This is a genomic window from Microbispora rosea (assembly GCF_900156315.1).
GTDB classification, from domain to species: domain Bacteria; phylum Actinomycetota; class Actinomycetes; order Streptosporangiales; family Streptosporangiaceae; genus Microbispora; species Microbispora rosea.
In genome coordinates this window covers 25,011-49,654 of sequence record NZ_FTNI01000023.1, presented here as the reverse complement: position 1 = coordinate 49,654, position 24,644 = coordinate 25,011, and the positions used below count along the sequence as shown (strand labels likewise).

23 protein-coding genes are annotated in these 24,644 nt (G+C 71.0%); 12 read left to right on the top strand and 11 right to left on the bottom strand.

The annotated features are described in order from the left end of the window. Nucleotides 1-98 precede the first annotated feature (98 nt). Entirely contained in the window at nucleotides 99-311 is a 213-nt protein-coding gene (locus tag BXA11_RS28235) for an EF-hand domain-containing protein (protein ID WP_143734564.1), read from the bottom strand. Nucleotides 312-429: 118 nt separating this feature from the next. Here BXA11_RS28235 and BXA11_RS28230 point away from each other — a divergent pair, with 118 nt between their 5' ends. Beyond that, nucleotides 430-1,344 (top strand): SDR family oxidoreductase, encoded by a 915-nt coding sequence (locus BXA11_RS28230; RefSeq protein ID WP_030509129.1) that lies wholly within the window; start codon nucleotides 430-432, stop codon nucleotides 1,342-1,344. 111 nt (nucleotides 1,345-1,455) lie between these two features. Here the strand turns inward: BXA11_RS28230 and BXA11_RS28225 are convergent, their stop codons facing one another. Beyond that, nucleotides 1,456-2,559, bottom strand: coding sequence for a cellulose binding domain-containing protein (locus BXA11_RS28225; protein WP_076439415.1), 1,104 nt, complete (start codon nucleotides 2,557-2,559; stop codon nucleotides 1,456-1,458). Nucleotides 2,560-3,197: 638 nt separating this feature from the next. On the opposite strand from BXA11_RS28225, the gene BXA11_RS28220 reads away from it, so the two are divergent. From BXA11_RS28220 to BXA11_RS28170, 11 genes are all read left to right on the top strand, one after another. Next, nucleotides 3,198-4,580: a cytochrome P450 gene (locus BXA11_RS28220; RefSeq protein WP_076439533.1), complete on the top strand. Its 1,383-nt coding sequence runs from the start codon at nucleotides 3,198-3,200 to the stop codon at nucleotides 4,578-4,580. Beyond that, nucleotides 4,577-5,473: a terpene synthase family protein gene (locus BXA11_RS44885; protein ID WP_076439412.1), complete on the top strand. Its 897-nt coding sequence runs from the start codon at nucleotides 4,577-4,579 to the stop codon at nucleotides 5,471-5,473. The genes BXA11_RS28220 and BXA11_RS44885 overlap by 4 nt, the downstream gene beginning before the upstream one ends. Further along, nucleotides 5,470-7,041, top strand: coding sequence for a prenyltransferase/squalene oxidase repeat-containing protein (locus tag BXA11_RS28210; protein WP_167769280.1), 1,572 nt, complete (start codon nucleotides 5,470-5,472; stop codon nucleotides 7,039-7,041). Before BXA11_RS44885 ends, BXA11_RS28210 begins: the two co-directional genes overlap by 4 nt. Before the next feature lie 203 nt (nucleotides 7,042-7,244). Then, nucleotides 7,245-9,548: a sensor histidine kinase gene (locus BXA11_RS28205; RefSeq protein WP_076439410.1), complete on the top strand. Its 2,304-nt coding sequence runs from the start codon at nucleotides 7,245-7,247 to the stop codon at nucleotides 9,546-9,548. Next, nucleotides 9,545-9,979, top strand: coding sequence for a roadblock/LC7 domain-containing protein (locus BXA11_RS28200; RefSeq protein WP_076439407.1), 435 nt, complete (start codon nucleotides 9,545-9,547; stop codon nucleotides 9,977-9,979). Before BXA11_RS28205 ends, BXA11_RS28200 begins: the two co-directional genes overlap by 4 nt. Continuing rightward, nucleotides 9,976-10,350, top strand: a complete 375-nt coding sequence (locus tag BXA11_RS28195; protein ID WP_030509122.1) for a DUF742 domain-containing protein — start codon at nucleotides 9,976-9,978, stop codon at nucleotides 10,348-10,350. The genes BXA11_RS28200 and BXA11_RS28195 overlap by 4 nt, the downstream gene beginning before the upstream one ends. After that, a complete protein-coding gene (locus BXA11_RS28190) occupies nucleotides 10,331-10,930 on the top strand; it encodes a GTP-binding protein (RefSeq protein ID WP_030509121.1) in 600 nt (199 codons plus the stop codon). Before BXA11_RS28195 ends, BXA11_RS28190 begins: the two co-directional genes overlap by 20 nt. 475 nt (nucleotides 10,931-11,405) lie before the next feature. After that, nucleotides 11,406-12,578 (top strand): extracellular solute-binding protein, encoded by a 1,173-nt coding sequence (locus tag BXA11_RS28185; protein WP_239105178.1) that lies wholly within the window; start codon nucleotides 11,406-11,408, stop codon nucleotides 12,576-12,578. A gap of 7 nt (nucleotides 12,579-12,585) precedes the next feature. Next, nucleotides 12,586-13,512, top strand: coding sequence for a carbohydrate ABC transporter permease (locus BXA11_RS28180; protein WP_030509119.1), 927 nt, complete (start codon nucleotides 12,586-12,588; stop codon nucleotides 13,510-13,512). After that, on the top strand, nucleotides 13,509-14,366 hold the full coding sequence (locus BXA11_RS28175; RefSeq protein WP_030509118.1) for a carbohydrate ABC transporter permease: 858 nt from the start codon (nucleotides 13,509-13,511) through the stop codon (nucleotides 14,364-14,366). Before BXA11_RS28180 ends, BXA11_RS28175 begins: the two co-directional genes overlap by 4 nt. Before the next feature lie 96 nt (nucleotides 14,367-14,462). Continuing rightward, nucleotides 14,463-15,287, top strand: coding sequence for a GNAT family N-acetyltransferase (locus BXA11_RS28170; protein WP_076439403.1), 825 nt, complete (start codon nucleotides 14,463-14,465; stop codon nucleotides 15,285-15,287). Nucleotides 15,288-15,398: 111 nt separating this feature from the next. Here BXA11_RS28170 and BXA11_RS28165 read toward each other — a convergent pair whose 3' ends face one another. From BXA11_RS28165 to BXA11_RS28125, 9 genes are all read right to left on the bottom strand, one after another. Further along, nucleotides 15,399-16,112, bottom strand: coding sequence for an SH3 domain-containing protein (locus tag BXA11_RS28165; protein ID WP_143734562.1), 714 nt, complete (start codon nucleotides 16,110-16,112; stop codon nucleotides 15,399-15,401). Between the two features lie 157 nt (nucleotides 16,113-16,269). Beyond that, nucleotides 16,270-18,321 (bottom strand): multicopper oxidase family protein, encoded by a 2,052-nt coding sequence (locus BXA11_RS28160; protein ID WP_076439398.1) that lies wholly within the window; start codon nucleotides 18,319-18,321, stop codon nucleotides 16,270-16,272. After that, on the bottom strand, nucleotides 18,318-18,773 hold the full coding sequence (locus BXA11_RS28155; RefSeq protein ID WP_076439396.1) for a DUF6220 domain-containing protein: 456 nt from the start codon (nucleotides 18,771-18,773) through the stop codon (nucleotides 18,318-18,320). The genes BXA11_RS28160 and BXA11_RS28155 overlap by 4 nt, the downstream gene beginning before the upstream one ends. 249 nt (nucleotides 18,774-19,022) lie before the next feature. Then, nucleotides 19,023-19,472 carry a hypothetical protein gene (locus BXA11_RS28150; protein ID WP_076439393.1) on the bottom strand — a complete coding sequence of 150 codons (450 nt, stop codon included), beginning with the start codon at nucleotides 19,470-19,472 and terminating at the stop codon, nucleotides 19,023-19,025. Nucleotides 19,473-19,572: 100 nt separating this feature from the next. Then, complete coding sequence (locus BXA11_RS28145; RefSeq protein ID WP_076439391.1) at nucleotides 19,573-20,634, bottom strand: glycosyltransferase family 9 protein; 1,062 nt, start codon at nucleotides 20,632-20,634, stop codon at nucleotides 19,573-19,575. Next, nucleotides 20,622-21,455: a glycosyltransferase gene (locus tag BXA11_RS28140; RefSeq protein WP_076439388.1), complete on the bottom strand. Its 834-nt coding sequence runs from the start codon at nucleotides 21,453-21,455 to the stop codon at nucleotides 20,622-20,624. The genes BXA11_RS28145 and BXA11_RS28140 overlap by 13 nt, the downstream gene beginning before the upstream one ends. A gap of 152 nt (nucleotides 21,456-21,607) precedes the next feature. Continuing rightward, nucleotides 21,608-22,813 (bottom strand): cation diffusion facilitator family transporter, encoded by a 1,206-nt coding sequence (locus BXA11_RS28135; protein ID WP_083744643.1) that lies wholly within the window; start codon nucleotides 22,811-22,813, stop codon nucleotides 21,608-21,610. Beyond that, nucleotides 22,806-23,213, bottom strand: coding sequence for an ArsR/SmtB family transcription factor (locus tag BXA11_RS28130; protein WP_239105177.1), 408 nt, complete (start codon nucleotides 23,211-23,213; stop codon nucleotides 22,806-22,808). Before BXA11_RS28130 ends, BXA11_RS28135 begins: the two co-directional genes overlap by 8 nt. Before the next feature lie 150 nt (nucleotides 23,214-23,363). Continuing rightward, nucleotides 23,364-24,524 carry a sensor histidine kinase gene (locus tag BXA11_RS28125; protein WP_076439384.1) on the bottom strand — a complete coding sequence of 387 codons (1,161 nt, stop codon included), beginning with the start codon at nucleotides 24,522-24,524 and terminating at the stop codon, nucleotides 23,364-23,366. Nucleotides 24,525-24,644 lie beyond the last annotated feature (120 nt).

The following is a 24,644-nucleotide window of genomic DNA, read 5'->3' as shown; positions in this document are numbered from 1 at the left end:
CGCCCCAGAACTCGTCGTCGCCTTTCAGCGCCCGCTCAACGCCCGCGCGCTCGACGCCCGCCTGCTCAACGACCGCTCAACTACCGTTCAACGACCGCTCAATGCTGCTCGGCGCTGCTCAGCCAGGCGCCGAACTCCTCCAGGTCGATCAGGCCGTCGCGGTCGGCGTCGACCCTGTCGATCGCGCCCTGCGCCCCCTGCGGCGTGAGCGGCCGGCCAAGCACCTCCATCAGGCGTACGAGTTCCTCGGCGGAGATCCGCCCGTCCCCGTCGGTGTCGATAAGTTGAAAAGTCGCCGCATATTCGCTCATGCCGTCCTCCTCCGGGATTGCGATCAGCACCCTAGCTGAAAGCACGTGCTGCCCCCAGGGATCGCGGCCAAGCCGCGGGACGTGTTTTTGTCGGTGGCGGGTGCCAGCATGTCGTCTCATGACGAGCAGCCTGGAGGGGAAGGTCGCCTTGGTGGCCGGGGCGACCCGGGGCGCGGGGCGCGGCATCGCGGTCGAGCTGGGCGCGGCGGGGGCGACGGTCTACGTGACCGGCCGCAGCACCCGCGAGCGGCGTTCCGAGATGAACCGGCCGGAGACGATCGAGGAGACGGCGGAGCTGGTGACCGCCGCCGGTGGGCGGGGGATCGCCGTGCCGGTCGACCACCTCGACCGCGAGCAGGTGCGGGCCCTCGTGGAGCGGATCGACGCCGAGCAGGGCGGGCTCGACGTGCTGGTCAACGACATCTGGGGCGGCGAGCTGCTGTTCAGCTGGAACGACCGGCTCTGGGAGCACTCGCTCGACGACGGCCTGCGCATCCTGCGGCTGGCGATCGACACGCACATCATCACCAGCCACTACGCGCTGCCGCTGCTGATCCGCAGGCCGGGCGGTCTGGTGGTCGAGGTCACCGACGGCACGGCGGAGTACAACGCGGCCAACTATCGCGTCTCGTTCTTCTACGACCTCGCGAAGACGTCCGTCAACCGGATGGCGTTCGCCCAGGCCAAGGAGCTGGCGCCGCACGGCGCGACCGCGGTGTCGCTCACGCCGGGCTGGCTGCGCTCGGAGCTCATGCTGGAGCACTTCGGCGTGACAGAGGCCAACTGGCGCGACGCGCTTGCCACAGTGCCGCACTTCGCCATCTCCGAGACCCCGGCCTTCGTCGGACGCGCGGTGACGGCCCTGGCCGCCGATCCGGAGGTGAGCCGCTGGAACGGTCAGTCGCTGTCCAGCGGGCAACTGGCCCAGGTGTACGGCTTCACCGACGTGGACGGCAGCCGTCCCGACTGCTGGCGATACATGGTGGAGGTCCAGGACCCCGGCCGCCCCGCCGACGTCACCGGCTACCGGTGACAGAGCCGGTCCGGGCGCCGGGGGACATCGGGCATCGGGACGCCGGGGCACGTGGGGGCGCGTGCCTGCCGGCCGGGCCGCCGTGCGGCGGACGGCCCGGTCCGATCGAGGTCAGGCGGCCGCGCAGGCGGGCGTGGGGGCCGGGTTGGCGGCGTTCCAGGAGGCGATGAAGCCGAAGGTGGTGCTCGCGCCGGCGCCGAGCGAGCCGTTCCAGCTCTCGTTCTGCACGGTCACGCTCGCCCCGCTCTGCACGGCCTTGCCGCCCCACGCCTGGGTGACCTGCTGACCGTTGGCGAAGGTCCAGGTCACGGTCCAGCCACTGACGGAAGAGGCGCCGGTGTTCTTGACCGTGACCTCGCCCTGGAAGCCGCCGCCCCACTGGTTGGTGACCTTGTATGTCGCGCTGCAGCCCGAGGGCCCGGACGAGGGAGAGGGGGACGGCGACGGAGAGGGCGACCGGGTCGGCGAGGGGCTGGGGCTGGCGCTGGGGCTGCGACTCGGGCTCGGGCTGGGGGACGGCTGGGCGCCGCCGAGCAGCGCCGACAGCGCGGGATACCACTTGTCCGACATCTTCTGGTTGCCGCTGTCGTTGGGGTGCACGCCGTCGTAGGTGTCCGTGCTCGTGCTGAACCCGGTCCACTGGTCGACGACCACGATCGGGGAGGCCGCGGTGGTCTTCGCGGCCGCCCAGCCCGGGATCGCGCTGTTCAGGGCGACGGCGCGCTGGGCGCACTCGGGGCAGGTGCTCGGGTTCATCGGGATGATCTGGGCCACCAGGATCTTCATGTTCGGGTTGCTCGCCCGCATCTGGTCCACGAGCTTGCTGTAGGCCGCGAGGATCGTGTCGGTGGGCCTGTTGCTCCACACGTCGTTGGTGCCGAAGTGCATCATCACGATGTCGGGACGGGTCGCCGAGAGCCAGCCGGGGAGCTGGTTCTGGTCGGCGACGTTCGTGACGAGGAAGCCGCCGTGGCCCTCGTTGTCACCGTCGTACGGCACCCCGCACCCCTGGGCGGGCAGTGTCCCGACCATGTCGATGTTGGTGAAGCCGCCGTTCTGCAGCTTGTTCCACAACAGGGCCCGCCAGCAGCCGGGCGACCCGGTGATCGAGTCGCCCAGGGGCATGATCCGCACCGCGGCCGCCTCGGCGGGCCGGGCGACGAGCAGCCCGAGGACCACGAGCAGGGCCGCCAGCACCGCACTTGTCTTCGACATCGCGTCTCTCCCTCGTGCCGTCCGGCGCGATGGTAAGGAGCGCTCGGTCGCCCGGCCCAGGGACGGGGCGCGGCAGAAGCCGTGACCAGCGGGGATATATGTACGTTTCACCCGATGTGTCGCCGGTGCCGGCGGGCGTCGCCTCCGGCTCGTAGGGTCTCTCCCGGCGCAGCGGCCTCTGCCGTACGCCGCCCGGGGACGGTGCCCTGTTCCACCGCCCGGCACGAGCGAATATGCTGCTCGGGATTCACTTTCCGCACGTCACCGAGAGGATTCGGTCCCCATGTACAAGGAGTTCCTCGGCGAGGTCGTGGTGTGGCTGATCCCCATCGTCATCCTTGTGGGCATCGCGCTGCTGGTGACCAGCCACGCCTGACGACGCGTCGTGAGAGGCCGGGCCGCAAGGCCCGGCCTTTTTTGTTTCGCTCCTCGCGGTGTGGCGGCCCACCTGCGGCAGGAACCAAACGCCACTGATGTCTCAACTGGTGACTAACGACTACAAAAGTATCACTAGGCAGGAATGTTGATCATTTCGACCGGATCATGTGATACTCCGCGAGTGATGTTCGGTGTGATCGCCGGACGAGGCCCAGGCGAGGGGCGTCCGGACACACGCGTACCGCGAGAGGGTGACGGCCGTGAGCTCCGAGGCGCTCAACATCCATCGGATCGCAAGGCCACCCGCCCTGCCACTACGCCGCACCCTTCGTCCGCTGCTCCGCGATCCGGTGAACGCGCTCGGCGGTTTCGCGAGGCAGGCTCGCGGTCAGGTCGTCCGATTAGGCCTCGGGCCGTTCCGTCCCTACCTGGTGAGCCACCCGGACCATGTCCAGCACGTTCTGCGCCGTGACTGGGAGAATCATCCGCGCGAGGGGATGTTGTGGAAGCCGGTGGAACGGCTCGCCGGCAGAAGCATCATCAGCGACGGCCCCGACTGGGAGTCCGCCCGGCGGATCATGCAGCCTCTCTTCACCACCAGATACGTCGCGAGCCTGACCCGGGACATGGCCGAGACGATCGACGAGGGCATCACGGCGTGGGAGCCGTACGCGCGGGCGGGGCGGTGGATCGACATCTACGAGGAGATGAGCCGCCTCGTGAGCAAGACCGTCATCCGCGTCCTGTTCGGCAGCAAGATCTCAGTCGCGGACGCCGAGCGGCTTGGCCCCGCCTACGGGGTCGCCGCGACCTCGTTCGCCTCCCGGCTGCTGCTGCCGTTCGCGCCGGACTGGATCCCGCTGCCGGGAGACCGGGCCTTCATGCGAGCGGTGAAGACGATCGACGAGGTCGTGATGCCGCTGGTCAGGAACGCGATCAGGGAGCCGGGGGACGGCAACGACATCATCTCGGCGTTAGCCCGCGCCCGCCGCGGCGAGGAGGCCACGACGGCGGAACGGCGGATCAGGGACGACCTCGTCAGCATCTACGGTGCGTCGGTGGAGACGACGGCGGTGGCGCTGACCTGGCTGTGGCCGATCCTCGACGACCATCCCGAGGTCGCGGCCCGGCTGTACGAGGAAGTGGAGACCGTGGTCGGACGCGGGCCGGTGGACGCGGAGTGTCTGCCCCGGCTCACGTACATGAAGGCGGTGTTCAACGAGCTGCTGCGACTGTACCCGCCGGGCTGGATCCTGCCTCGGCGGGCGGCGAAACCGAGCCGGCTCGGTGATGTGCCGATCGAGGCCGGTTCCACGCTGTTGATCAGCCCCTTCGCCACCCATCGCCTTGAAGAGTTCTGGGACCGTCCTGAGGAGTTCGACCCGGAGCGGTTCGCCGAGGACGGCGACCAGGAACGCCGCCACCGGTACGCCCACTTCCCGTTCGGCGGGGGCCCGCACGTCTGCATCGGCCAGCACCTCTTCTTCGCGGAGGCGCCGCTGATGGTGGCGGGCATCCTTGCCCGCTTCCGCCCGGAGGTGCGCGCTCCCCGTCCGCTCACGCCGTTCCCGGCCGCGTCGCTGCGTCCGAAGGAGCTCGTCGAGGTGCGCCTGGTTCCCGTCGGCGGGGGCGCCGCGGCATGACCTTGGCACGAAGCCGCGAAGCCGCGCACCTGACGGCGGCGGCCGCAAGTGGCAGGACCAGCGCCCTCGCGGCGCGCTGTCAGCGAGACCTGCAGGAATGCGCGCGGAACTTCCCCGAGCTGTTCGCCGCCGGCCCGTTCGACGCGACGCTTTTCGCCACGGTGTCTCTCGCCAACGCGTTCGGCTCTCCTTGGGCGACCGCGAAGCAGCTCAGGATCGCCAATCGCACGTCCTTGTGGATCTTCGCGGTCGACTGGCTGATCGACCACGAGGCCACCTCGCAGGAAGAGATCGACGAGATCGTACGCGGCTGCCTCGCGGTGGCGTACGCCAGGGAGCCCGTCTCGCATACGCCGCTCACCCGGTTTCTCGCCGCCATCCGCGACGACCTCGCCGCGTCCCCGCTGTTCCCGAGCCTCCACACGGCCTGGCGCGCCGAACTCGAACGCATGCTCGGCGCCATGGCCCGGGAGTGGCAGTGGAAGCAGGGCGGCGAGGCCGCGCTGCCGACGTTCGAGGAGTATCTCGGCAACGCCGACAACTTCGGCTCGACCCTGGTGAACGTGGGGCACTGGATCCACTCCGGCGATCCGCTCCTCATCCCCCACCTGGACGAACTTCTCCGGGCGAGCGGCGTCGTCCAGCAGGTGCTGCGTCTGCTCAACGACCTCGCGACCTACGAACGCGACGTCGGCTGGGGGGATCTGAATGCCCTCATGCTCGGCGTGTCCCGGGACGAGGTGCTCGCGCGCGTCGCGGCCCTCACCGGCGAATGCCGCGCCGCGCTCGAGCCGCTGCGGTCGATCCGCCCGGACGAGTCGGCCTACCTCGAACGACAGATCGGTTACAGCACGGGCTTCTACGGGCTCGCGGACTACTGGGGCGAACTGTGAGCGCGAACGACATTGCCCTGAAGGTGGCGGCCGACGCAGGCCGTGCGGCCCAGGAGTTGGTGCTCGGACTGATGTCCATGCCCTGGGGGCAGGTGTCCCCGTCGGTCTACGAGACCGGCCGTCTGGTGACACTGGCTCCCTGGCTCACCGGGCATGGCGAGCGGGTGCGGTGGCTGATCGACACCCAGCGGAGCGACGGCGGCTGGGGAGCCCCGGAGGGCTACGGGCTGGTGCCCAGCCTCAGTGCGACCGAGGCGCTCCTGTCGGTGCTGCGCCGGGGCGACGACACCGGCGTCGGTGCGGAGACCTTGCGGGAGGCGGCGGCGCGTGGGCTGCGGCTCCTGTCGCGATGCCTCAGCGGCGCGGGGCTGTCGCTGCCCGACATGCCGGCCATCGAACTGATCGTCCCGTCCCTGGTCATGCTCATCAACGAGCACCTCGAGGAGAACGGGATGAGCGTCCCCCTGACGCTGCCCGTGGGAATGAGCGCCGCTCCGCTGGAGGCGGTGCGCGCCTGGGTGGCGTCGGAGGCGGAGATCCCGCAGAAACTCCTGCATGCGCTGGAGATCGCCGGCGACGCGGCCAACGGGGCGGCCGTGGCCCACGTGACCGATATCGGCACGATCGGCGCCTCGCCGGCGGCGAGCGCGGCGTGGCTGGGGGACAGAGGGCCGAGCGAGCCGGGGCATCCCGTCCGCTGGCATCTGGAGGCCATCGTGCGCAGGCACGGCGGTCCCGTGCCGGTGGGCCTGCCGATCACCGTGTTCGAACGCGGGTGGGTGCTGAGCTGGCTGGCCCGCGCAGGGATTCCGTTCGAGGTCCCTCCCGAGATGCTGGCGGACTTGAGAGCGGCCATCGGACCCGCGGGCACCCCCGCGGGAGCGGGTCTGCCGCCCGACGCCGACACCACGTCCGTCGCGTTGTACGCGCTGGCCCTGCTCGGCGTGCCGCGCAGGCCGGACAGCCTGTGGGCCTTCGAGACGCCGACCCATTTCTGCACCTGGCAGGGGGAGGAGGGCTCCTCCGTCAGTGTGAACGCTCACGTGCTCGACGCCTTCGGCCAGTACGCCGCGGTACGGCCGGCCGAGGCGGCGCGGTATGCCCCCGCGATCGGCAAGCTGCGGGGCTGGCTGCTCGAGCGGCAGCGGGAGGACGGAAGCTGGGACGACCGCTGGCATGCTTCGCCCTACTACGCGACTGTCTCCTGCTCCCTCGCGCTGCACGAGTTCGGCGGTCCCGCCGCGGTGCCGGCGGTGCGTGCCGCGGTGGAATGGGTGCTGGACACCCAGAGCGAGGACGGATCGTGGGGCCGGTGGACAGGCACGGCGGAGGAGACGGCCTACGCCCTGCAGCTCCTGCTGTTCGCCGGAGGCGAGGAACGCGTACGGGACGCGGCGGCGCGCGGGTACGCCTACCTGCTTCGGGTCGCGGACGTCGCCGAAGGGCCGCCGCTGTGGCACGACAAGGACCTCTACCGGCCGCTGGCGGTCGTCCGCGCGGCCGTCCTCGCCGCGATCCACCTCGCACAGTCCCGATCACTTGGTGTGAGGCCCATCAGTCAAGTATGATCTCGGCACGGGAAATCCGCCTAATTCGGAAAAGTGGACATTTTCGCCACTATATTTCCGACTTGAGGGCTTTTCGGCCCCTTTGCTAAGGTGGCCGGGATATTGCGCGGGTGTGGGGTGAGCAGCTCTTGCGACCCATGACGTCGTGCGCGTGTTAATCGTCGCGAAAACCTCGCGTATCGCCGATTTCGCAAGGTGGTCTCATGCGCTTCCGCAATTCCAGGGTGCGGACCAAGGTGACGGCATTGCTGGTGTCCCTTGCCGCGCTGTGGGCGTTCGCCGCGTGGGTGACGCTACGGGAGGGTCTGAACCTCGTCTGGGTCGCGGTCTACGACAAAGGGGTGGCCCAGCCCAGCGAAACGCTCCTGGTGGAGTTGCAGCAGGAGCGGCGGCTCACCGCTGTGATCCTGGCCCAGCCGTCGTCCACCAACCGTGCCGCCCTGACGGCCCAGCGAGCGCGCACCGACGCCGCGGCCGCCGACTTCCGCCGCCTCGCCAAAGGCGGTGACGTGCAGTTCGCCGCGGACGAGGTGCTCCAGCGGCGCATCGACGACATGATCCGCCAGCTGGACGGCCTGCGCAAGAGCCGCGGTCTCGCCGACGGCGGGCAGATGGACCGCGTCAAGTCGTTCGACAGCTACACCACGGTCATCGACTCCGTCTACCGCACCTACGACGCCCTGGCCACTCTGGACGACGAGGGCGTCGCCGAGGACACGCGGGCGCTCATCGAGCTGAGCCAGGCGCGGGAACTGCTCTCGGAGGAGGACGCCCTGCTCGCCGGCGCCCTGTCGTCGGGACGGCTGACGGCGCCGGAACGCGCCCGCTTCTCCCAGATCGTCGGTGCGCAGCGATTCCACCAGAGCGAGGCCGTGCAGGCGCTGCCCGACGCCGACCGTGCCGTCTTCGACCGCCTGGAGCGGAGCCAGACCTTCGTCCGCCTGCGGTCGTACGAAGAGACCGTCATGGAGGTCACCCGGCCCGGGGGGCTGCCGCCGATCGGCGCGGAGCAGTGGAGATCGGCGATCGAACCGGCCCTGACCCAGTTGCAGAAGACGGTCCTGGACGCCGGTGACCGTCTGGTCGAACGGACCACACCGGTCGCCGTCGCGGTCATCGCTCGCCTCCTGCTGGCCGGTGTGCTCGGCCTCGTGGCGGTCATCGCGTCGATCGTCCTGTCGGTCACCACGGCCCGGGCCCTGGTGCGTCAGCTGGAGAAGCTGCGCGAGGCTGCCCTCGAACTGGCCAACGAGCGGCTGCCCGGAGTGGTCGCCCGCCTCGCCCAGGGCGAGAAGGTCGACGTCAAGGCCGAGGCGCCGCCGCTCGACTTCGGACCCGACGTCATCGGCCAGGTGGGCGCGGCGTTCAACACCGTGCAGGAGACCGCCATCCGCACCGCCGTCGAGGAGGCCCAGCTCCGGCAGAGCATCCGCGACATCCTGCTCAGCCTCGCCCGGCGTACGCAGTCGCTGGTGCACCGCCAGCTCACGCTGCTCGACGTGATGGAGCGGCGCGAGTCGGACCCGGCGGAGCTGAAGGACCTGTTCCGCATCGACCACCTCGCCACCCGCATGCGGCGCAACGCCGAGAACCTCATCGTCCTGTCCGGAGCGTCTCCCGCCCGCGCCTGGCGGCGCTCGGTGCTGATGGTCGACGTCGTACGCGGCGCGCTGGCCGAGGTCGAGGACTACACCCGCGTCACCGTGATGCCCATGGGGGAGACCGCGCTCATCGGACGCGCGGTGGGCGACCTCATCCACCTGCTCGCCGAGCTGATCGAGAACGCGGTGTCGTTCTCCCCGCCGTACACGATGGTGCAGGTGGGCGGCCAGGTGGTGGCCAGCGGCTACGCGATCGAGATCGAGGACCGCGGCCTCGGGATGAGCGCCGAGGACCTGGAGGCGACCAACCAGCGGATCGCCGACCCGCCCGAGTTCAACCTGTCGAGCACCGCCCGGCTCGGCCTGTACGTCGTCAGCCGTCTGGCCGAGCGGCACGGGATCAAGGTCTCGCTCAAGGCGTCGCCGTACGGCGGCACGACCGCGGTCGTGCTGCTGCCGCGCGACCTCGTCATCGAGGGCGGGGATGTCCTGCCCGAGGAGGAGACGACCGGTCCCGGTCTCCCGCAGCGGGAGCCCGGCTCCCGGAGGATCGCGCTGGTCGGCGCGCCCGAGGCGGTCCCCGGACCAGTTCAGGAGGTGGTTCCTGTGCCGAGGGCTCCCGAGCCGCCCAGGCCTGTGCAGAGCGTCCCACCGCCCGGCGGCGCCGATCCGGACAGGCCGGCGCCCCCGGCCGGGTTCACGCCGTCAGGCCTGCCCTTCCGGGTGCCGCAGGCCAACCTCGCCCCCGCGCTCGCCGAGGAGTCGAGGAACGCGAACGAGGCGGAGGACCAGGAGGACCGCTCGCCGGACGACATTCGTAAGATCATGGGCTCGTTCCAGTCGGGGACGAGGCGCGGCAGATCCGAGGCCGCGAAGCTGCTGGGTGACGAGGAGGACAACCTGTGACGCAGAAGACCGGGGCCTCCGCGGACCTCGCGTGGCTGCTCGATGATCTCGTCGCGCGGGTCCGCGAGGTCGAGCACGGCATCGTGTTGTCCACCGACGGCCTGCTGCTGGCCGGCTCGCAGGGACTGCAAGTGGAGGACGCCGAGCACCTGTCCGCCGTCGCCTCCGGGCTGCAGAGCCTGGCGCGCGGCGTCGGCGAGCGCTTCCAGGGCGGGTCCGTACGGCAGACCATCGTGGAGATGAAGTCGGCCTACCTGCTCGTGACCGTGGCGGGACAGGGCGCCTGCCTGGCCGTGCTCTGCTCGGGAGACGCCGACGTCGGCCTGGTGGCGTACGAGATGGCCATGCTCGTCGCGCGCGTCGGGCAGTACCTGACCTCGCCCGCCCGGACCACGATCGACCGGGCCACAGGGAGAGAGGTCCGCCTGTGAACGGCGAGTGGGGCCCGGACGAGGAGCGCTTACTCGACGCGCCGACCATCCGGCCATACGTGATCGCGCGCGGCCGCACGGAGGCGCAGGACCGCTTCGACCTCATCTCGCTCGCGGTGACCGTCCGGCCCACCACGGGCACCGAGATCGGATTGGACCCCGAGCACCAGGCGATCGTGCGGCTGTGCCGCAGGCCGCTGTCGGTCGCGGAGATCGCGGCCCATCTGGACCTGCCGGCCGGGATCGTCCGGGTCCTCCTCGGCGACCTGTTCGACCGGGGCTTCGTGGCCGTGCAGCAGCCCCAACCGGAGATGGACGTGCTCGACGAGCGGATGTACAAGGCGGTGCTCGATGGCCTTCGCGCGCTCTGATTCCGTGCAGACCCCGCCGAAGATGCCGAAGGCGATCAAATTGCTGATCGCCGGCGGCTTCGGGGTGGGCAAGACCACGATGGTCGGCGCGGTGTCGGAGATCCGGCCGCTGCGCACGGAGGAGACGCTGACCGACCGCAGCGTCGGGGTGGACGACCTGTCCGGGGTCGAGGCGAAGGCGACCACGACGGTCGCCATGGACTTCGGCCGCATCAGCATCGGGCAGGACTTCGTCCTCTATCTCTTCGGCACCCCCGGCCAGGAGCGGTTCTGGTTCGTCTGGGACGAGCTCGCACGAGGGGCGCTCGGCGCGGTCGTGCTGGCCGACACCCGCAGGCTCGCCGACTGTTTCCCCTCCGTCGACTACTTCGAGCGCCGTGGCACGCCCTTCGTCGTCGCGGTCAACTGCTTCGAGGGCGCCCCGGTCTTCGAACTGGACGAGGTCAAGCTCGCGCTCAACCTCAGCCAGGACGTGCCGATCATGCTGTGCGACGCGCGCAAGCGGGAGTCGGGCAAGGAAGTCCTGATCGAGCTCGTCAAGCACGCGTACGGCAAGCGGCCGACCACCGCCGCCCACTGACGCTTTCGCCGGTTTCTCACCCGGAGGTGTCCGGGTTTATTCGCGTGCGCGGCTTTTTATCCCTTGCGTACGATTTACGTTTCGTAGCCGGGTGGCGTTTCCGTACCTCGGTTCTCATGTGACCCACGCCCGGACGGGGCGCCCATCTGGTTTCGGTCGCCCGTTAATGCCGCCTGATTGCTCCCAATTCATCCCTTTTGGGCATCATCGATCGGCCGTACTTTCGTTCGCCGTCGACCATGCGTAACAGGTGCACAACAGCCGTTGATATGAACCTAACCCCCCTGTAACGTCTGGCCCATCGCAGAAACTATCGGGCGACTGCCGAAAGTTTCGGTCGGAATCCAGAAGGGAAACCACCGTGAAGTTGAGTCGGCGAAGTGCGGCGCTCCTGGCGGCGTCGGCACTGGTCCTCGGGGGATGTGGTAGTACCGGGAACGACGCCGGGGAGAGCAAGAGCTCAGCCGGCGGAAAGGTGACCGTCGAGTTCTGGAACATCTGGACCACCGATCCCCTGAAGACCTACGGCGCTCAGGCGATCAAGGATTTCCAGGCCGCGCACCCGAACATCACCATCAAGAGCGTTCCCTACGAGAACGAGGCGTTCAAGGCGAAGCTGACGACGCTCACCCAGTCCGGCAAGGCGCCGGACATCTTCCAGACCTGGGGCGGTGGCGTGCTCAAGCAGCAGGTCGACGCCGGCCTGGTCAAGGACCTCACCTCCGACGCCGGCTCCTGGCTCGGCACCTTCACGGACGCCGCGCTGTCGGCCTACCAGGTGGACGGCAAGACCTACGCCCTGCCGGAAGACATCGGCATGGTGGGCTTCTGGTACAACAAGGCGCTGTTCAAGAAGGCCGGGATCGCCGAACCTCCGGCGACCTGGTCGGCGCTCATCGACGACGTCAAGAAGCTGAAGGCCGCCGGGGTCACCCCGATCGCGCTCGCCGGCAAGGACAAGTGGCCGGGCCACTACTACTGGGCGTACCTCGCCATGCGGATCGGCGGCCTCGACGCCCTCAAGCAGGCCGGCGACAGCAAGGACTTCACGGGTCCGGCCTTCGTGCAGGCGGGGCAGAAGCTCAAGGAACTGGCCGATCTCCAGCCGTTCCAGAAGGGCTACCTCGGCGCGACGTACGGCGACCCGGGCGGTCAGGCCGCCACGATGGGCGACGGCAAGGCCGCCATGGAGCTGATGGGCCAGTGGGCGCCCGCGGTGCAGAACGACGCGGGCAAGGGCCTCGGCGACGACCTCGGGTTCTTCCCCTTCCCGGCGGTCGACGGCGGCGCGGGCGCGGTCACCGACGCGTTCGGCGGCGGCGGCGGTTACGCGATCGGGGCCGACGCCCCGGCGGAGGCGATCGAGTTCCTGAAGTTCCTGACTGACAGCGCCGAGCACCGCAAGGCCGTCGGGACCGGCGGCGTGCTGCCGGTGCTGAAGGGCGAGGAGGACGCGGTCACCGACCCGAACCTGAGCGTGGTCGCCAAGAACCTCGCCGGTGCCACCGGGTTCCAGCTCTACCTCGACCAGGCGTTCCCCCCGGCCGTCGGCCAGGAGGTCAACGACTCCGTGGCCCAGCTGATCGGCGGGACCAAGACGCCCGAGCAGGTGGCGCAGGCCATCACGGAAACCGCGAAGTCGGAGTAACTGTCGCGTGAAGACGACGAGACCCCGGAGCCTGCGGCTCCGGGGGTTCACCACGATCCTTCTGTTCCTGCTTCCCGCGCTCGTGCTCTTCTTCGGGCTCGTCGTGGCCCCGATCCTGCTCGCCTTCTACGCGAGCGTGTTCAAGTGGAACGGCATGCGCGGGCTGCCGACGGACTTCATCGGCATGGCGAACTTCACCCGTCTGCTGGCCGACGAGGTCTTCCTCGGGGACCTGTGGCGCGGGCTGCTGCTGATCATCTTGTCGGTGGCGATTCAGCTTCCCCTCTCGCTGGGCATCGCCATGCTGCTCAACCAGAGGATCCGCGGCCGGGCGTTCTTCCGCCTGCTGTTCTTCGCTCCGTACGTGCTGTCGGAGGCGATCACCGCCGTCCTGTTCATGATGATCCTGTCGCCCACCGAGGGCCTGGCCAACTACATCCTCGGCTGGTTCGGGGTCGACCCCCTCGACTGGTTCGCCGACCCGTCGTCGGTCATGATGTCGGTGTTCATCGTCATGACCTGGAAGTACTTCGGCTTCCACATGATCTTGTACATCGCCGGCCGCCAGGGCATCCCGAGGGAGCTCACCGAGGCCGCCCAGATCGACGGCGCGACGGGGTGGAAGGTCTTCCGCTACGTCACGCTGCCGCTGCTCGGTCCCACGATCCGCATCAGCGTGTTCCTGTCGGTCATCGGTGCGATCCAGCTGTTCGACCTGGTGTGGATCATCACTGGCGGAGGTCCCTCGCACTCCTCCGAGACCATGGCCGTCACGATGTTCCAGTTCGGCTTCAAACGCTTCCAGGTCGGTTACGCGAGCGCGATCAGCGTGGTGATGTTCCTCATCAGCCTCGTGTTCGCGGTCTTCTACCAGAGATACGTCATGCGACGCGACCTCGAAGGAGCGAGCACCGTGCTAGGGGACCAGCGATGAGCGCCAACCGTCACAAGCAGTCGCCGACGTCGGGCGGTCCGCTGCGCAGCCTGTCCCTGCACGCGATCGTCGTGATCACGGCGCTGTTCGTCGGCATCCCGCTGCTGTACGGCGTGCTCGGCGGTTTCAAGACCACCCGGCAGCTGTCGAGCAACCCGCTTGGCCTGCCCAACCCCTGGGTGCCGGAGAACTACACGAGCGTCCTCGGCTCCGCGTCGTTCTGGCAGATGCTCTGGAACAGCACCTACATCGCGGTGCTGACCACGCTTGTGGTCGTCGCGGTGTCCGCGCTGGCGGCCTACGTGTTCGCGCGCTTCGCCTTCCGGGGGCGTGAGGCGCTGTTCACGATGTTCGCCGCCGGGCTCATGTTCCCGTTCGCGGTGGCGATCCTGCCGCTGTTCGTGCTGCTGCGGATGTTCGGGCTGCTCGACAACCCACTCGGCGTGATCCTCCCGCAGGCGGCATTCGGCATGCCGATGACGATCATCATCCTGCGCGGCTTCTTCCGGGCCATCCCCGGGGAGATCGAGGAGGCGGCGATCCTCGACGGGTGTACGCCGTTCGGGTTCTTCTGGCGGATCCTGCTGCCGATGGCCAAGCCCGCGGTCGCCACGGTCTCGGTGCTCGCGGTCGTCAACAGCTGGAACCAGTTCATGCTGCCGCTCGTGGTGTTCAGCGACGACAGCCTGTTCACCATCCCCCTCGGCGTCCAGCAGTTCCAGGGGCAGTATGCGACGGACATCGCACGCGTCATGGCCTACATCGTGGTCGCGATGCTGCCTGCCCTCGGCTTCTACGCCGTGGCCGAGCGCCAGCTCGTCAGCGGTCTGACCGCGGGGGCCATCAAGGGCTGACCCGCGCGCAGCCGTACGGCGTGACCGAGCGTCGCGATCCCGCCGCACGCGCCCTAAGGTGATCGGAACACAGGGCGACATCGCAGGGGGAGACCGATGGCGGAACCGATCGTCCGCCCCGCCGCAGACGCCGACATGGCCGGCGTACGAACCGTCGCCGGCCACTTCGGCCTCCTTGGCCTGTGGCCGGCGCGGCCGGACTTCGTGGACGCGGAACGCGAGTTCGGCGAGGTGCTCGTCGGCGAGGTGGACGGCACGGTCGCGGGGTTCGGCGGCACGCTGCGCCGGGGGACGGTCACGCACCTCGGAGACCTGTTCGTCCTGCCGGAGCACCAGTCGTCGGGGGTGGGCCGCACGATCCTGTCCCGTCTGCTGACCGGCGACACGCCCAGGGTCACCTTCGCGTCGGACGACAAGAGGGCGCTCGCGCTCTACGTCAGGAACGGGATGCGCCCCCGCTGCCCGCTCTTCTACCTGAAGCGGCGGCCGTACGGCGACCAGGCGGCGCGGCGGGAGAGCGGGCGGGCGGCGCCGGGGGAGGCGGACGTCAAGGCGGCGGCGGCCATGGACGCCCACGTCTCCGGTGGCGACCGCACCTCGACGCTCACCTGGTATGCCGGGCTCCCCGACGTGACCCTGCACGTCAGCGGGTCGGGCTACGCGTTCGTCAGGACGTCCGGAGACAAGGCCGTCATCGGGCCGGCCGGGGGTGCGACCCCGCAGGACTGCGCCGACGTCGTGCTGGAGGCGGCGAACGCCCATCACGGTGCCGGGCCGGTCCACGTGGCGGTGCCCGGCGCGCATCCGCTGCTCGCCCTGCTGCTGGACGAGGGCTGGCACATCGGCGACATGGACACGCTGCTGACCAGCGAGGACTTCATGCGGCTCGACTGCTACGCCCCACACCCAGATCTCGGCTGAAGGCCGCGGCCCCCGTCCCCGACCAGGGGGACACCGGGGACGAGGGCAGCGCGGCTTCGCCGTGCCCGGCACATGCCGGCCGGCGCGTCCCGGGCCTTCCGGCCCGGGCCGTCACACCCTGCGGAGGAAGCGGGCGGCGGCCCATCCGGGAATGCCGCCTGCGCTGTCCACGGCCACCCAGCCGTGGGTGGCGTCGCAGGCTCCGGGGATGTTCCCGTCGCCCGGCCGCAGCCTGCCGACGCGGGCATGGTGGATGCCGGCGCCCTCGCGGACGTTGAGGAAGCTGCCCTTGCGCACATGCCGGAGGCGGTAGGTGCACGAGAGCGAGGGCCGTCCGCTCAGGTCGAGCCTGTGGAGGTAGCGGGCGGCGGCGAATCCCGAGGCCCCACCGGCGGTCTTCACCGCGACCCAGCCGCCGGTCGCGGTGCAGGCGCCGGAGAACCCTCCGTCGGCCGGCCGGAGCTTGGCGACGGGGGCGTGGCGGACGCCGGCGTCCTTCCGGACGTTGAGGAAGCCCCCCTTGCGCACACCCCGGAGCCGGTAGGCGCACACGAGACCGGGCCCCTGCGCCGCCTCGTGCACGACCTGCCCGTAAGGTCCCGACGTGGTTGGCTCACCGGGGCCGGGAGGCCGGGCCGCCGCGACTCCCGAGCCGGGATGCCCCTGGACGCCCGACGCCTGCTCCGCCGCGATCTCCGTCGTGAGGCGCCCCCCGGCGCCTGAACCCGCCTGGCCCGCGAGGGCCGGCGTGGGATGGCCCACGACGAGCCACCCCGTGGCGGCCCACGCGGCCAGCGCGGGAACGACGCTCTTCGCCACTGTCACGATCTCTCCCTTCGGTCGGCATCGCCCACGCCCGGCCGGGGGGACCCGGGCCTGTGGTGCTCACCCGAAGTTCTGATCTGATTACCGAGCGTTTACACCTCGGTGGAATTCCCGCTCTGTTTTTTTACTCGACGCCTCGGGAAAAAGGGTGATTCTGTCACCCGCCGTGCGCGCCGTGGAAGGGCGTGGTCACTCCCTTGTACGCCAGGTGCAGCATCATGCCCAGGTCGGCGTGGCTGAGGTTGTGGCAGTGGTTCATCCACAGCCCCGGATTGGTGGCGCGGAAGGCCACCTCCCACACCTCGCCGGGCCGTACGTCGAAGGTGTCGAGCCACAGGGGGCTGCCGGTGACGGAGTGGCCGTTCCGGGAGAGCACGAGCACCCGATGGCCGTGGAGGTGCCAGGGGTGGGTGTCCCTGCCGCGGTTGACCACGGTGAGCCGGACCAGGTCGCCCTCCCTGACCACCTCGGTGGGGATGTTGGGGAAGGCGTAGCCGTTCACCGTGTGCGCGTACGCCGGCCGCCCGTTCGTCAGCGCGAGCCCCCGGTCGAGGACGAGCGTGAAGTCCCGGTCGAAGCGGCTGCGGGACGTGAACGGCGTGGGGGCGGGGGCGCCGTATCGGGTGAGGTCGAGCTCCGGCCAGTCCGCCGTCTCACCGCCCGCGGTGGAGGCAGCGCCGGCGTCGGCCGTCGTGCCCGCGCCTGCCGCCGTCGTGCTCGCGTTGTCCGCGGCGGCGGCCTCGCCGGGCGATCCGCTCGCCGGGACGAGCCGTACGGAGTCGGTGCGGTCGTCGATCCGCAGGACGGCGGAGCCGGACGGCATCGTGAACGCGAGGTCATACCGGCCGCCCGCCGCGAGCCGCAGGCCGACCCGGCCGAGCGTGCCCGGCGCGTTCAGGTCCGTCCCGTCCACCGCCACCAGCGTGTAGGGCGTGCCCGCCAGCGTGAACCGGTGCGGCGTGTTGTCGGTGTTGATCAGGCGCAGCCGTACGGGCGTGCCGGGCGCGGCCTGCCGGACCAGGGGCTGGTCGCGATCGCCCGTCACCAGCACGCCTCCGAGGGTGTGCACGGGCAGCGTGAGGTCCACTCCTGTGGCCGCGGTTCCCTTCGGCGCGACGACGAGCGTGCCGTAGAGCCCCATGCGGACGCCGAGGTCGGAGACCTCATGGGTGTGATACCAGTACGTCCCCACCTGGGCGGCGACGAAGCGGTAGACGAACTCCCCGCCGGGCGGCACGGCCTCCTGCGTGAGGCCGGGCACGCCGTCCTCGCCCGAGGGAACGTCGTAGCCGTGCCAGTGCAGCGTCACCCCCGACGTTATGTCCGCGTTGCGCAGCCGCACCTCGACGAGGTCGCCCTGTTCGGCGGTGAGCGGCGGCCCGGGGACCTGGCCGTTGAAGGTCCAGGCCGACACCTTCCGGCCCGAGGACAGCGTGACGGTCGCCGTGCGCGCCGTCAGCTCGAACCGGCGCACGGCGCCGCCCGGCGGAGGCGTGGCCGGGCCGCGCAGGTCGGTCACCGGACGGGTCGCCCCGCCCATGGCGGAGGCGGATCCGCCCGGGGCGGAGTGGTCGTGGGAGGCGGAGCCCATCTCACCCATGGCGGCGGCTGCTTCGGGGGCGGAGCCCTCCGCCGTGGCCGGCGCCGAGGGAAGGAACACGAAGGCGGCGCCGAGCACGGCGGCCACGGCGGTGGCCGCCGTCGCCGTCCGCAGCCCGGGGACGCGCGTGCTCATCGCTCTCCAGGTCCCCAGGACGGCCCCCGCGGCGACGGCCAGGAGGAGGAGAGCGGTGCCCGGATCCGCCGGGTATCCGATCAGGAAGGTCTGCACGATCCCGGCCGCCGCGGCGTACCCCGCGCCGAGCAGCGGGACCACGACCACGGGCGCTCTGACGGCGTCCCGCGACGCCGCGTCCGCCCGCCGGGCGGCGCGAAGCACGCGCGGCCCGGCGAGCGCGGTGGCCGCGGCGCTCGCCGCGACGAGAAGCGGCAGGACGAAGGTGATCTTCTCCTGCACGAACCACCAGCCGGCCCCGGCCAGGGCGAGGACGGACCAGACCCGGGCCAGGGACGCGATCAGGGCGACCGCGAACAGGGCCGCGGCCGTCCTCGGACGGCGGGCCGCGGCGATCACGCCCGCGCCCGCCCACGCCGCCGCGGTCAGGACCGAGACGAGCAGGTCGAGCGCCATGAGCAGGTCGGTCGTCATGAGGCGCTGACCGGACGGCCCTCCGCGGCGGCCTCCGACGGTGCGGGCGCGGCCGACACGAGCCGCCGCGCGTTGCGGAACACCATGCCGCAGACGCCCATGATCGCCATGCCGTTGAGGGCGTGCAGGCCGAGGATCGCCAGGGAGATCGGCGTCGTGTTGCCGGTGCTGTCGTCGAACAGGCCGCCGAGCGCGACGATCAGCGACTGCACGATGACCAGGCCGAGGGGCAGGATGGTCAGCCCGATCTGGCGGCCCGGCGCCTTCGCGGCCGCCGCGGCCGCGGTGGCCACCAGCGACAGCACCGGGATGATCATCATGCCGTTCATGCTGTGCAGGGCGAACGAGGAGTCGTCCTGCGGCTTGTCGAACGCGCCGACGGCCGCGAGGTACATCTGCACGACGACGGCGGCGAGTAGCAGCCCCGCTAATACGACGTATACCTTTCGCATGTTCTTGCTCCCTTCGGTCAGCGGATTGCGGGTTACGGGGATCGTGTCCCACGCGTCCGGCGGTGTCGTCCCTCGTCGAGCGACACACCGGCTACCGCTGGGGGAGTACGGGGGCCTGCCCGGCGTCCGTCCCTCGGCGGTGTTTCGATCGTGCCGCCGGGGGGCCTCGACGTCGTCGCACGCGGGGAGGCTCCCGGTGCTACCGCCGCCGGATCAGGGGCGTACACCGCTACGACCGGGGGAGTACGGTCACCGCGGCCAGTTGGCGATGACGGCCGGGGTGATGGCGTCGGCGTAGCAGTTCAGAGCCGTACGGCGCGGCCGGTCGTACACGCAGACCTTGACGTCCACTCGCGTGATCCGGCCGTCCGACGACAGCCGGATCGGCTTCCTGGAGGCGCAGGTCGTCTTCGGCGGGGCCCACCCGGTGCCGCCGCCGGCGTAGTGGAAACGGGCCCGGACGTAGGCGCAGTGGCCGCCGTGGGCGTCGCGGTCGTACAGCGTGCCCGAGACGGCGAAGGTCTCCGCGGTGAAGCGGGTGATCCACACATCGGCCTTGGCGTATCCGTGGTGCCCGCTCCGGGACTGTACGGGTCCCCAATGGATCAGCGAAGCCGTGGTGGCCCCGGCCGGGGCGGCCGGCAGGCTCCCGGCGATCACGAACGCGAGCAGGCCGCCGATGACGAGGTTCTTTCGCATGCCGCCGACCGTAGGCCGGGCGACTTGGAGCGGCCTTGCATCCCGCTGGTCGTCAGGGCGTGTGGTGGTCAGGGCGTGTGGTGGTCAGGGCGTGTGGTGGTCAGGGCGTACCGCTGTGGCCGCGAAGCAGATCTTCCGCCTGCTCGACCACGTCGTCGACCGGGACCTCGGCCACCCACGACGCGTCGTGCGGGCACCGTCCCGCCCGCGGATCGTGCCCGCTGACGCCGCAGACCGGGCACCGCGCGGTCCAGGAGACCAGCGGCCGGTGGAGGGCGCGGCTGAGGGGCCCGGCGTTGATGAGATTGCCGCACCAGAAGATGCCGACGGTGGCCGTCCCGACCGCCGCGGCGAGGTGGCGGGGGCCGGTGTCGTTGGAGATGACCAGGTCGCACCGCTCGTACAGGGCGGCGAGGCCGCCGATGCCGAGCGTGCCGACCGCCGTGACGGCGGGCCGCCGCATCGCCGCCGCGACCTCTTCGACCACCTCCCGCTCGCTTTCGACGCCGGTGATCACGATCGGGCGGCCGAGCCGGTCGGCCGCCTCCGCGAAGGCGCGCGCCGGCCAGCGCCGCCGGGGGTCGCTCGCCCCCGGATGCAGGGCGACCAGGCCGGGCGGCGGCTCGCCGTACACGCGGGCGAGTTCGGCGCGGTCGGCGCCGGTCACGGCGATGCCCGGCTCGTACGCCTCGGCCGTCCCCCCGACGAGCGCGGCCACCTCCAGGTAGCGCAGCGTCTCGTGCTGGTAGTAGACGTACGGCACCCACCGGTCGAGCCGTTCGGCGTCCGGCGTGCACAGGCCGGCCGTCACCCGGGCCCCGATCGCCTTGAGGAAGGGGTTGGAGTTGCGCCCGCCGCCGTGGATCTGCACGGCGAGGTCGAACCGGTGCTCGCGCAGCTCCTCGAACAGGCTCTCCGGAGCCCGGTGGCCGCCGTCCGCCGACGACACCCCGGCAATCGGCGGCAGGGCGATGACGTCGTCGACAGGACCCGGCCTGCCGTCCAGGAACCGGGCGTGCCAGGACGTGCCGAGAAGGGTCAGCCGGGCCCGCGGATAGGCCCGGCGGAGCGACTCCAGGGCGGGCATCGCGAGGACCAGGTCGCCCAGGGCGTTGGCCCGCAGCACCGCGACGCGGCGCACGCCCTCGATCAGCGCGCCCATGCCGTCTCGAACACATAGTCGTAGCACTCGGCACTGCGGTCGATGACCGTCGTGGGCAGCTCAAGGTGGTAGGCACGGCTCGGCAGCAGCCCCGCGCCGCCGTGTCTCTCCATGACGCGCAGCTGCGCCACGACGTCCTCACCCGCGTGCCGGGGCGGCACCGACCGCCAGAAGTCGAAGCCGCCGCACTCCAGCAGCCGCTCCCGGTCGTACAGCACGCAGCCGCCGATCCAAACCACCTTGTACGGCCGCCACTCCCGGGGACCCGGCGAGCCGAGATGTTCCCGGGCGAGATGCAGCGGGTTCGAGGCGTTGTGCAGGGTGTGGCGCTGCCAGGCCGGCGACTCCCGGCGCACCCGTTCGGGCCGCACGCCGTCCGTCCACTCCTCGTACGGCTCGAGCTCGGCGGGGCGCACGTCGTCACGGTAGGACAGGCCGTGCAGGGCGTAGCCGACGAAGCCGCAGCGCAGGTCGCTCATCGCGGAAAGCAGGACCTCGATCGCCTCCGGCTCCAGCCAGACGTCGTCGTCGATGTAGAGCGCCAGCCGCCGGTCTGCCCGGCCGAGCAGGAACGCGCGCTGCTCCGCCATGCCCCGCGGGGGCAGGTGGCGGTGGACGGCCGTGGGCCTGTCGCGGTGGCCGAGGATACGCAGCTGCGCCGCCACCAGCGGGTCGCCGGCCACCGGCTCGTGCGACTGGTCCGAGATCACGACGCGGAAACCGGACACGGTCTGCGCCGCGAGGCCCGCCAACGTGACGGCCAGCGCGCCCGGGCGGTCCTTGGTGGGCACGAGCACATCCAGGTCAGACGGGGCGAACATGCGCGGCTGATACCCGTGAGGTCACACGGCAAACGGAGCCCGCCGGCCGCGCACGCCCGCCGCGTCCTGCTCCTCCGTCCGTGTCCGGGCGCCGGCCCGCGGGCCGCTCCGAGGCCGCTCCGAGGTCGCTCCGGCGAGAGGGGAGGCGGGCGTCAGGAGAGGCGTCTGGCGCTGGGGAACCTGATGTAGCGGCGGGCGGCGCAGCCACGCGACGGGCGGTCGTCCCCGGCCGCCGTCCGCCCGTTGACGTGCGCGGGACCGTGCGCGTCCGCGCAGTGAGGCTCGACGGCCTCGGCCGCCGTCTCCCCGATCGCGAGAAGCTCCGGCGGGGCGTGGTCGACCTGCAGCGTGGTGTGGGCGATGCCGTACTCGTCGTGGACCATCCGCTGCGCCGCCTGCCGTACGGCGTGGCAGTCCGCGCCGGGGACGACCAGGATGTGCGCCGACATGGCGGGGTAGCCGCTGGTGACCTCCCAGATGTGCAGGTCGTGCACCTCCACCACGTGTTCCAGGGCGGCGGCCTTGCGGCCGATCTCGGCGGGGTTCATCCCGGCGGGGGCGGCCTCCATGAAGACCCGGCCGGACTCGCGCACCAGGTCCCACCCGGCCTTCAGCATCAGCGCGGCCACGACCAGCGCGGCCAGGGCGTCCGCCCGGCCCCAGCCGGTCAGCCAGATCACCGCGCCGGCGGCGGTGGTGGCGATGAAGGCGAACAGGTCGTTGAGGATGTGCTGGAAGGCGCCCTCGACGTTCAGGCTGGCGCGGTTGGCCCTGCTCAGCAGCCAGGTCGCGGCCAGGTTGACCGCGATACCGGCGATGCCGGTGGCGACGACGTACGCGCCTTCGACCTCGGGCGGCTCGATCAGCCTGCGTACGCCCTCGTAGACGAAGTAGACGCTGAGCAGCAGCAGCGTGATGCCGTTGATCTGGGCGCTGATGATCTCGGCGCGTTTCAGGCCGTAGGTGAAGCCGCCCTGGGGCGGGCGGGCGGCGATCCGCGTCGCGATGATCGCGAAGGTGATGGCGATGGCGTCGGTCAGCATGTGCCCGGCGTCGGAGATCAGGGCGAGGGAGTGCGCGATGACGCCGATGACGACCTCGACCGCCATGAAGCCGAGGATGAGCGCCAGCGCGCCGGTCAGCAGGCGCCGGTCGGCCTCGGCGCTGACCGCGTGCCCATGACCGTGCCCATGACCGTGCCCATGACCGCGACCGTGCCCGCGCTCGTGTCCGCGCTCGTGCTCACGGTCGTGCTCGTGTCCGTGCTCACGGTCGTACTCGCGGTCGTGCTCGTGGTCGTGCTCGTGGTCGGCACCCGTCCCGGTGCGGTGCCCGTGCCCCCTGCCGGTCTCACCCATCGCTCCGGTCCTTCTCCTCATGTCCGATGTGCGTGATCGCCAGGTCGAACAGCAGTCGCACGTGCGAGTCCGCGAGGCGGTAATAGGCCATCCTTCCCGCGCGCCGCACCTTCACCACGTTGTGGAAGCGGAGCAGGCGCAGGGCGTGCGACGCCGCGGACATGCTGTGGCCGGTCGCCGCCGCGAGATCGCACACGCACATCTCGCCGCCCTCAAGCAGCGCCGCGATCAGCCGCAGCCGCCCGGGATCGGCGAGGAGGCCGAAGACCTGCGCCAGGTCCTCCACCGTCTGCTGCGACGGCATGGACCCCCTGACCGTCTCCACCCGGTGCGCGTCCACCACCGGGAGCGCGCAGGAGTCGGTCGTCGCGAGATCCACAACACTTGAACGATCGTTCACGTGTGTGAGTGTAGGTCGCGGACGCGTCATGTCAACGCGTTCCCGGTCCTTTTCTGTGGAACCCGCCCCAGGGGCCCTGGTGCGGGGGCTCTCACCCAGGGTTCTCGCACAGCGCACAGCGCGCGGGACCCGAGACCCGGGGCTCGTGGCTCAGGGGGTGAGGGCGGGGGCGAGCGGCAGTTGCAGCACGAAACGCGCCCCCTCGGCGCTGTCTTCGATGGTCAGCCGGCCGCCGTGGTTCTGGGCGACCTGGCGGGCGATGGCCAGCCCGAGCCCGGCTCCTCCCGCGTCCCTGCTGCGGGCCGAGTCGAGCCGCGTGAACCGCTGGAAGACCTTCTCCCGCTGCTCGCGGGGGATTCCGGGGCCGTCGTCGGCCACTTCGAGCACGGCCGTTCCGCCTGGTGGTCCGCCGGGTCCTCGCGGTTCGCGCCACACCGTGACCGTGACCGTGCTGGCGGCGTGCCGCTGCGCGTTGCCGATGAGGTTGCAGATGAGGCTGCCGAGCGAGTCGGGGTCTCCCATCACGACGACGTCCGGGCCCAGCAGGGGGACCGTCCGCTTCGTGATCGGCAGCGTCCGCAGCTCGCCTTCGGCCAGCTTCCCGAGATCCACCCGCTGCCGCCGGACGGGGAGCGCGTCGCTCTCCAGCCGCGAGAGCGCCAGCAGGTCGGTCGCGATCCGCTGCAGCCGATCGAGGCTGGGCAGCAGCGCCCTGGCCAGGGTGGCCGCGTCGGTCTCCTGCGGCGCCTGGAGCGCGTCCTCGATCTGGGTGCGCATGGCGGTCAGCGGGGTGCGCAGCTCATGGGAGGCGTCGGAACTGAAACGGCGCTGCCGCTCCAGCGCCTCCTCCAGCCGCCCGAGCGTACGGTTCAGACCGGGGGCCAGGCCGTCGATCTCGGTGTGCGCCGGGGCAGGCAGGCGCGGGCCGGCCGCCTCCACCTCCTCGCCCTCCATCCGCTTCGCCGTGATCTCCTCCGCCCTGGCCTGCTTCGGCGCGGCGTCCTTCTGCTCGTCCGGAGGCGCGGGCGCCGGCGGGACCCTGCCGCCGGTCAGGCGGAAGCCGAGATACACGACCGCCCCGGCCAGCAGGAGCGCTCCGCAGAACAGCACCAGGAGCAACGCCGGATGCGCGTACACGGGGGTCGCCGCCACGGGTTCGAGCACATCCAGCGCCCGGTCGTCCTGCGAGGCCGGGCCGGCGGCCGGTGGGTGACCGGCGGACAGCCGGATCGACGCCGCCAGACTCGGCGGCACGACGGCGGCGCTGTGGGCCGGTGCCGGCCGGGCCGTGATCGACGAACGTTGCGACATGGCGCACATCCCCCTGGTTTCAGTCCACCACGAGAGTGCTGCGGGAAGCCGCTCGGGGGCCCAGCCGAGCCCCTGCGCCGTGCTGGGCCGACCTGTTCCGGCCCCTGACCGCCGCTGTCA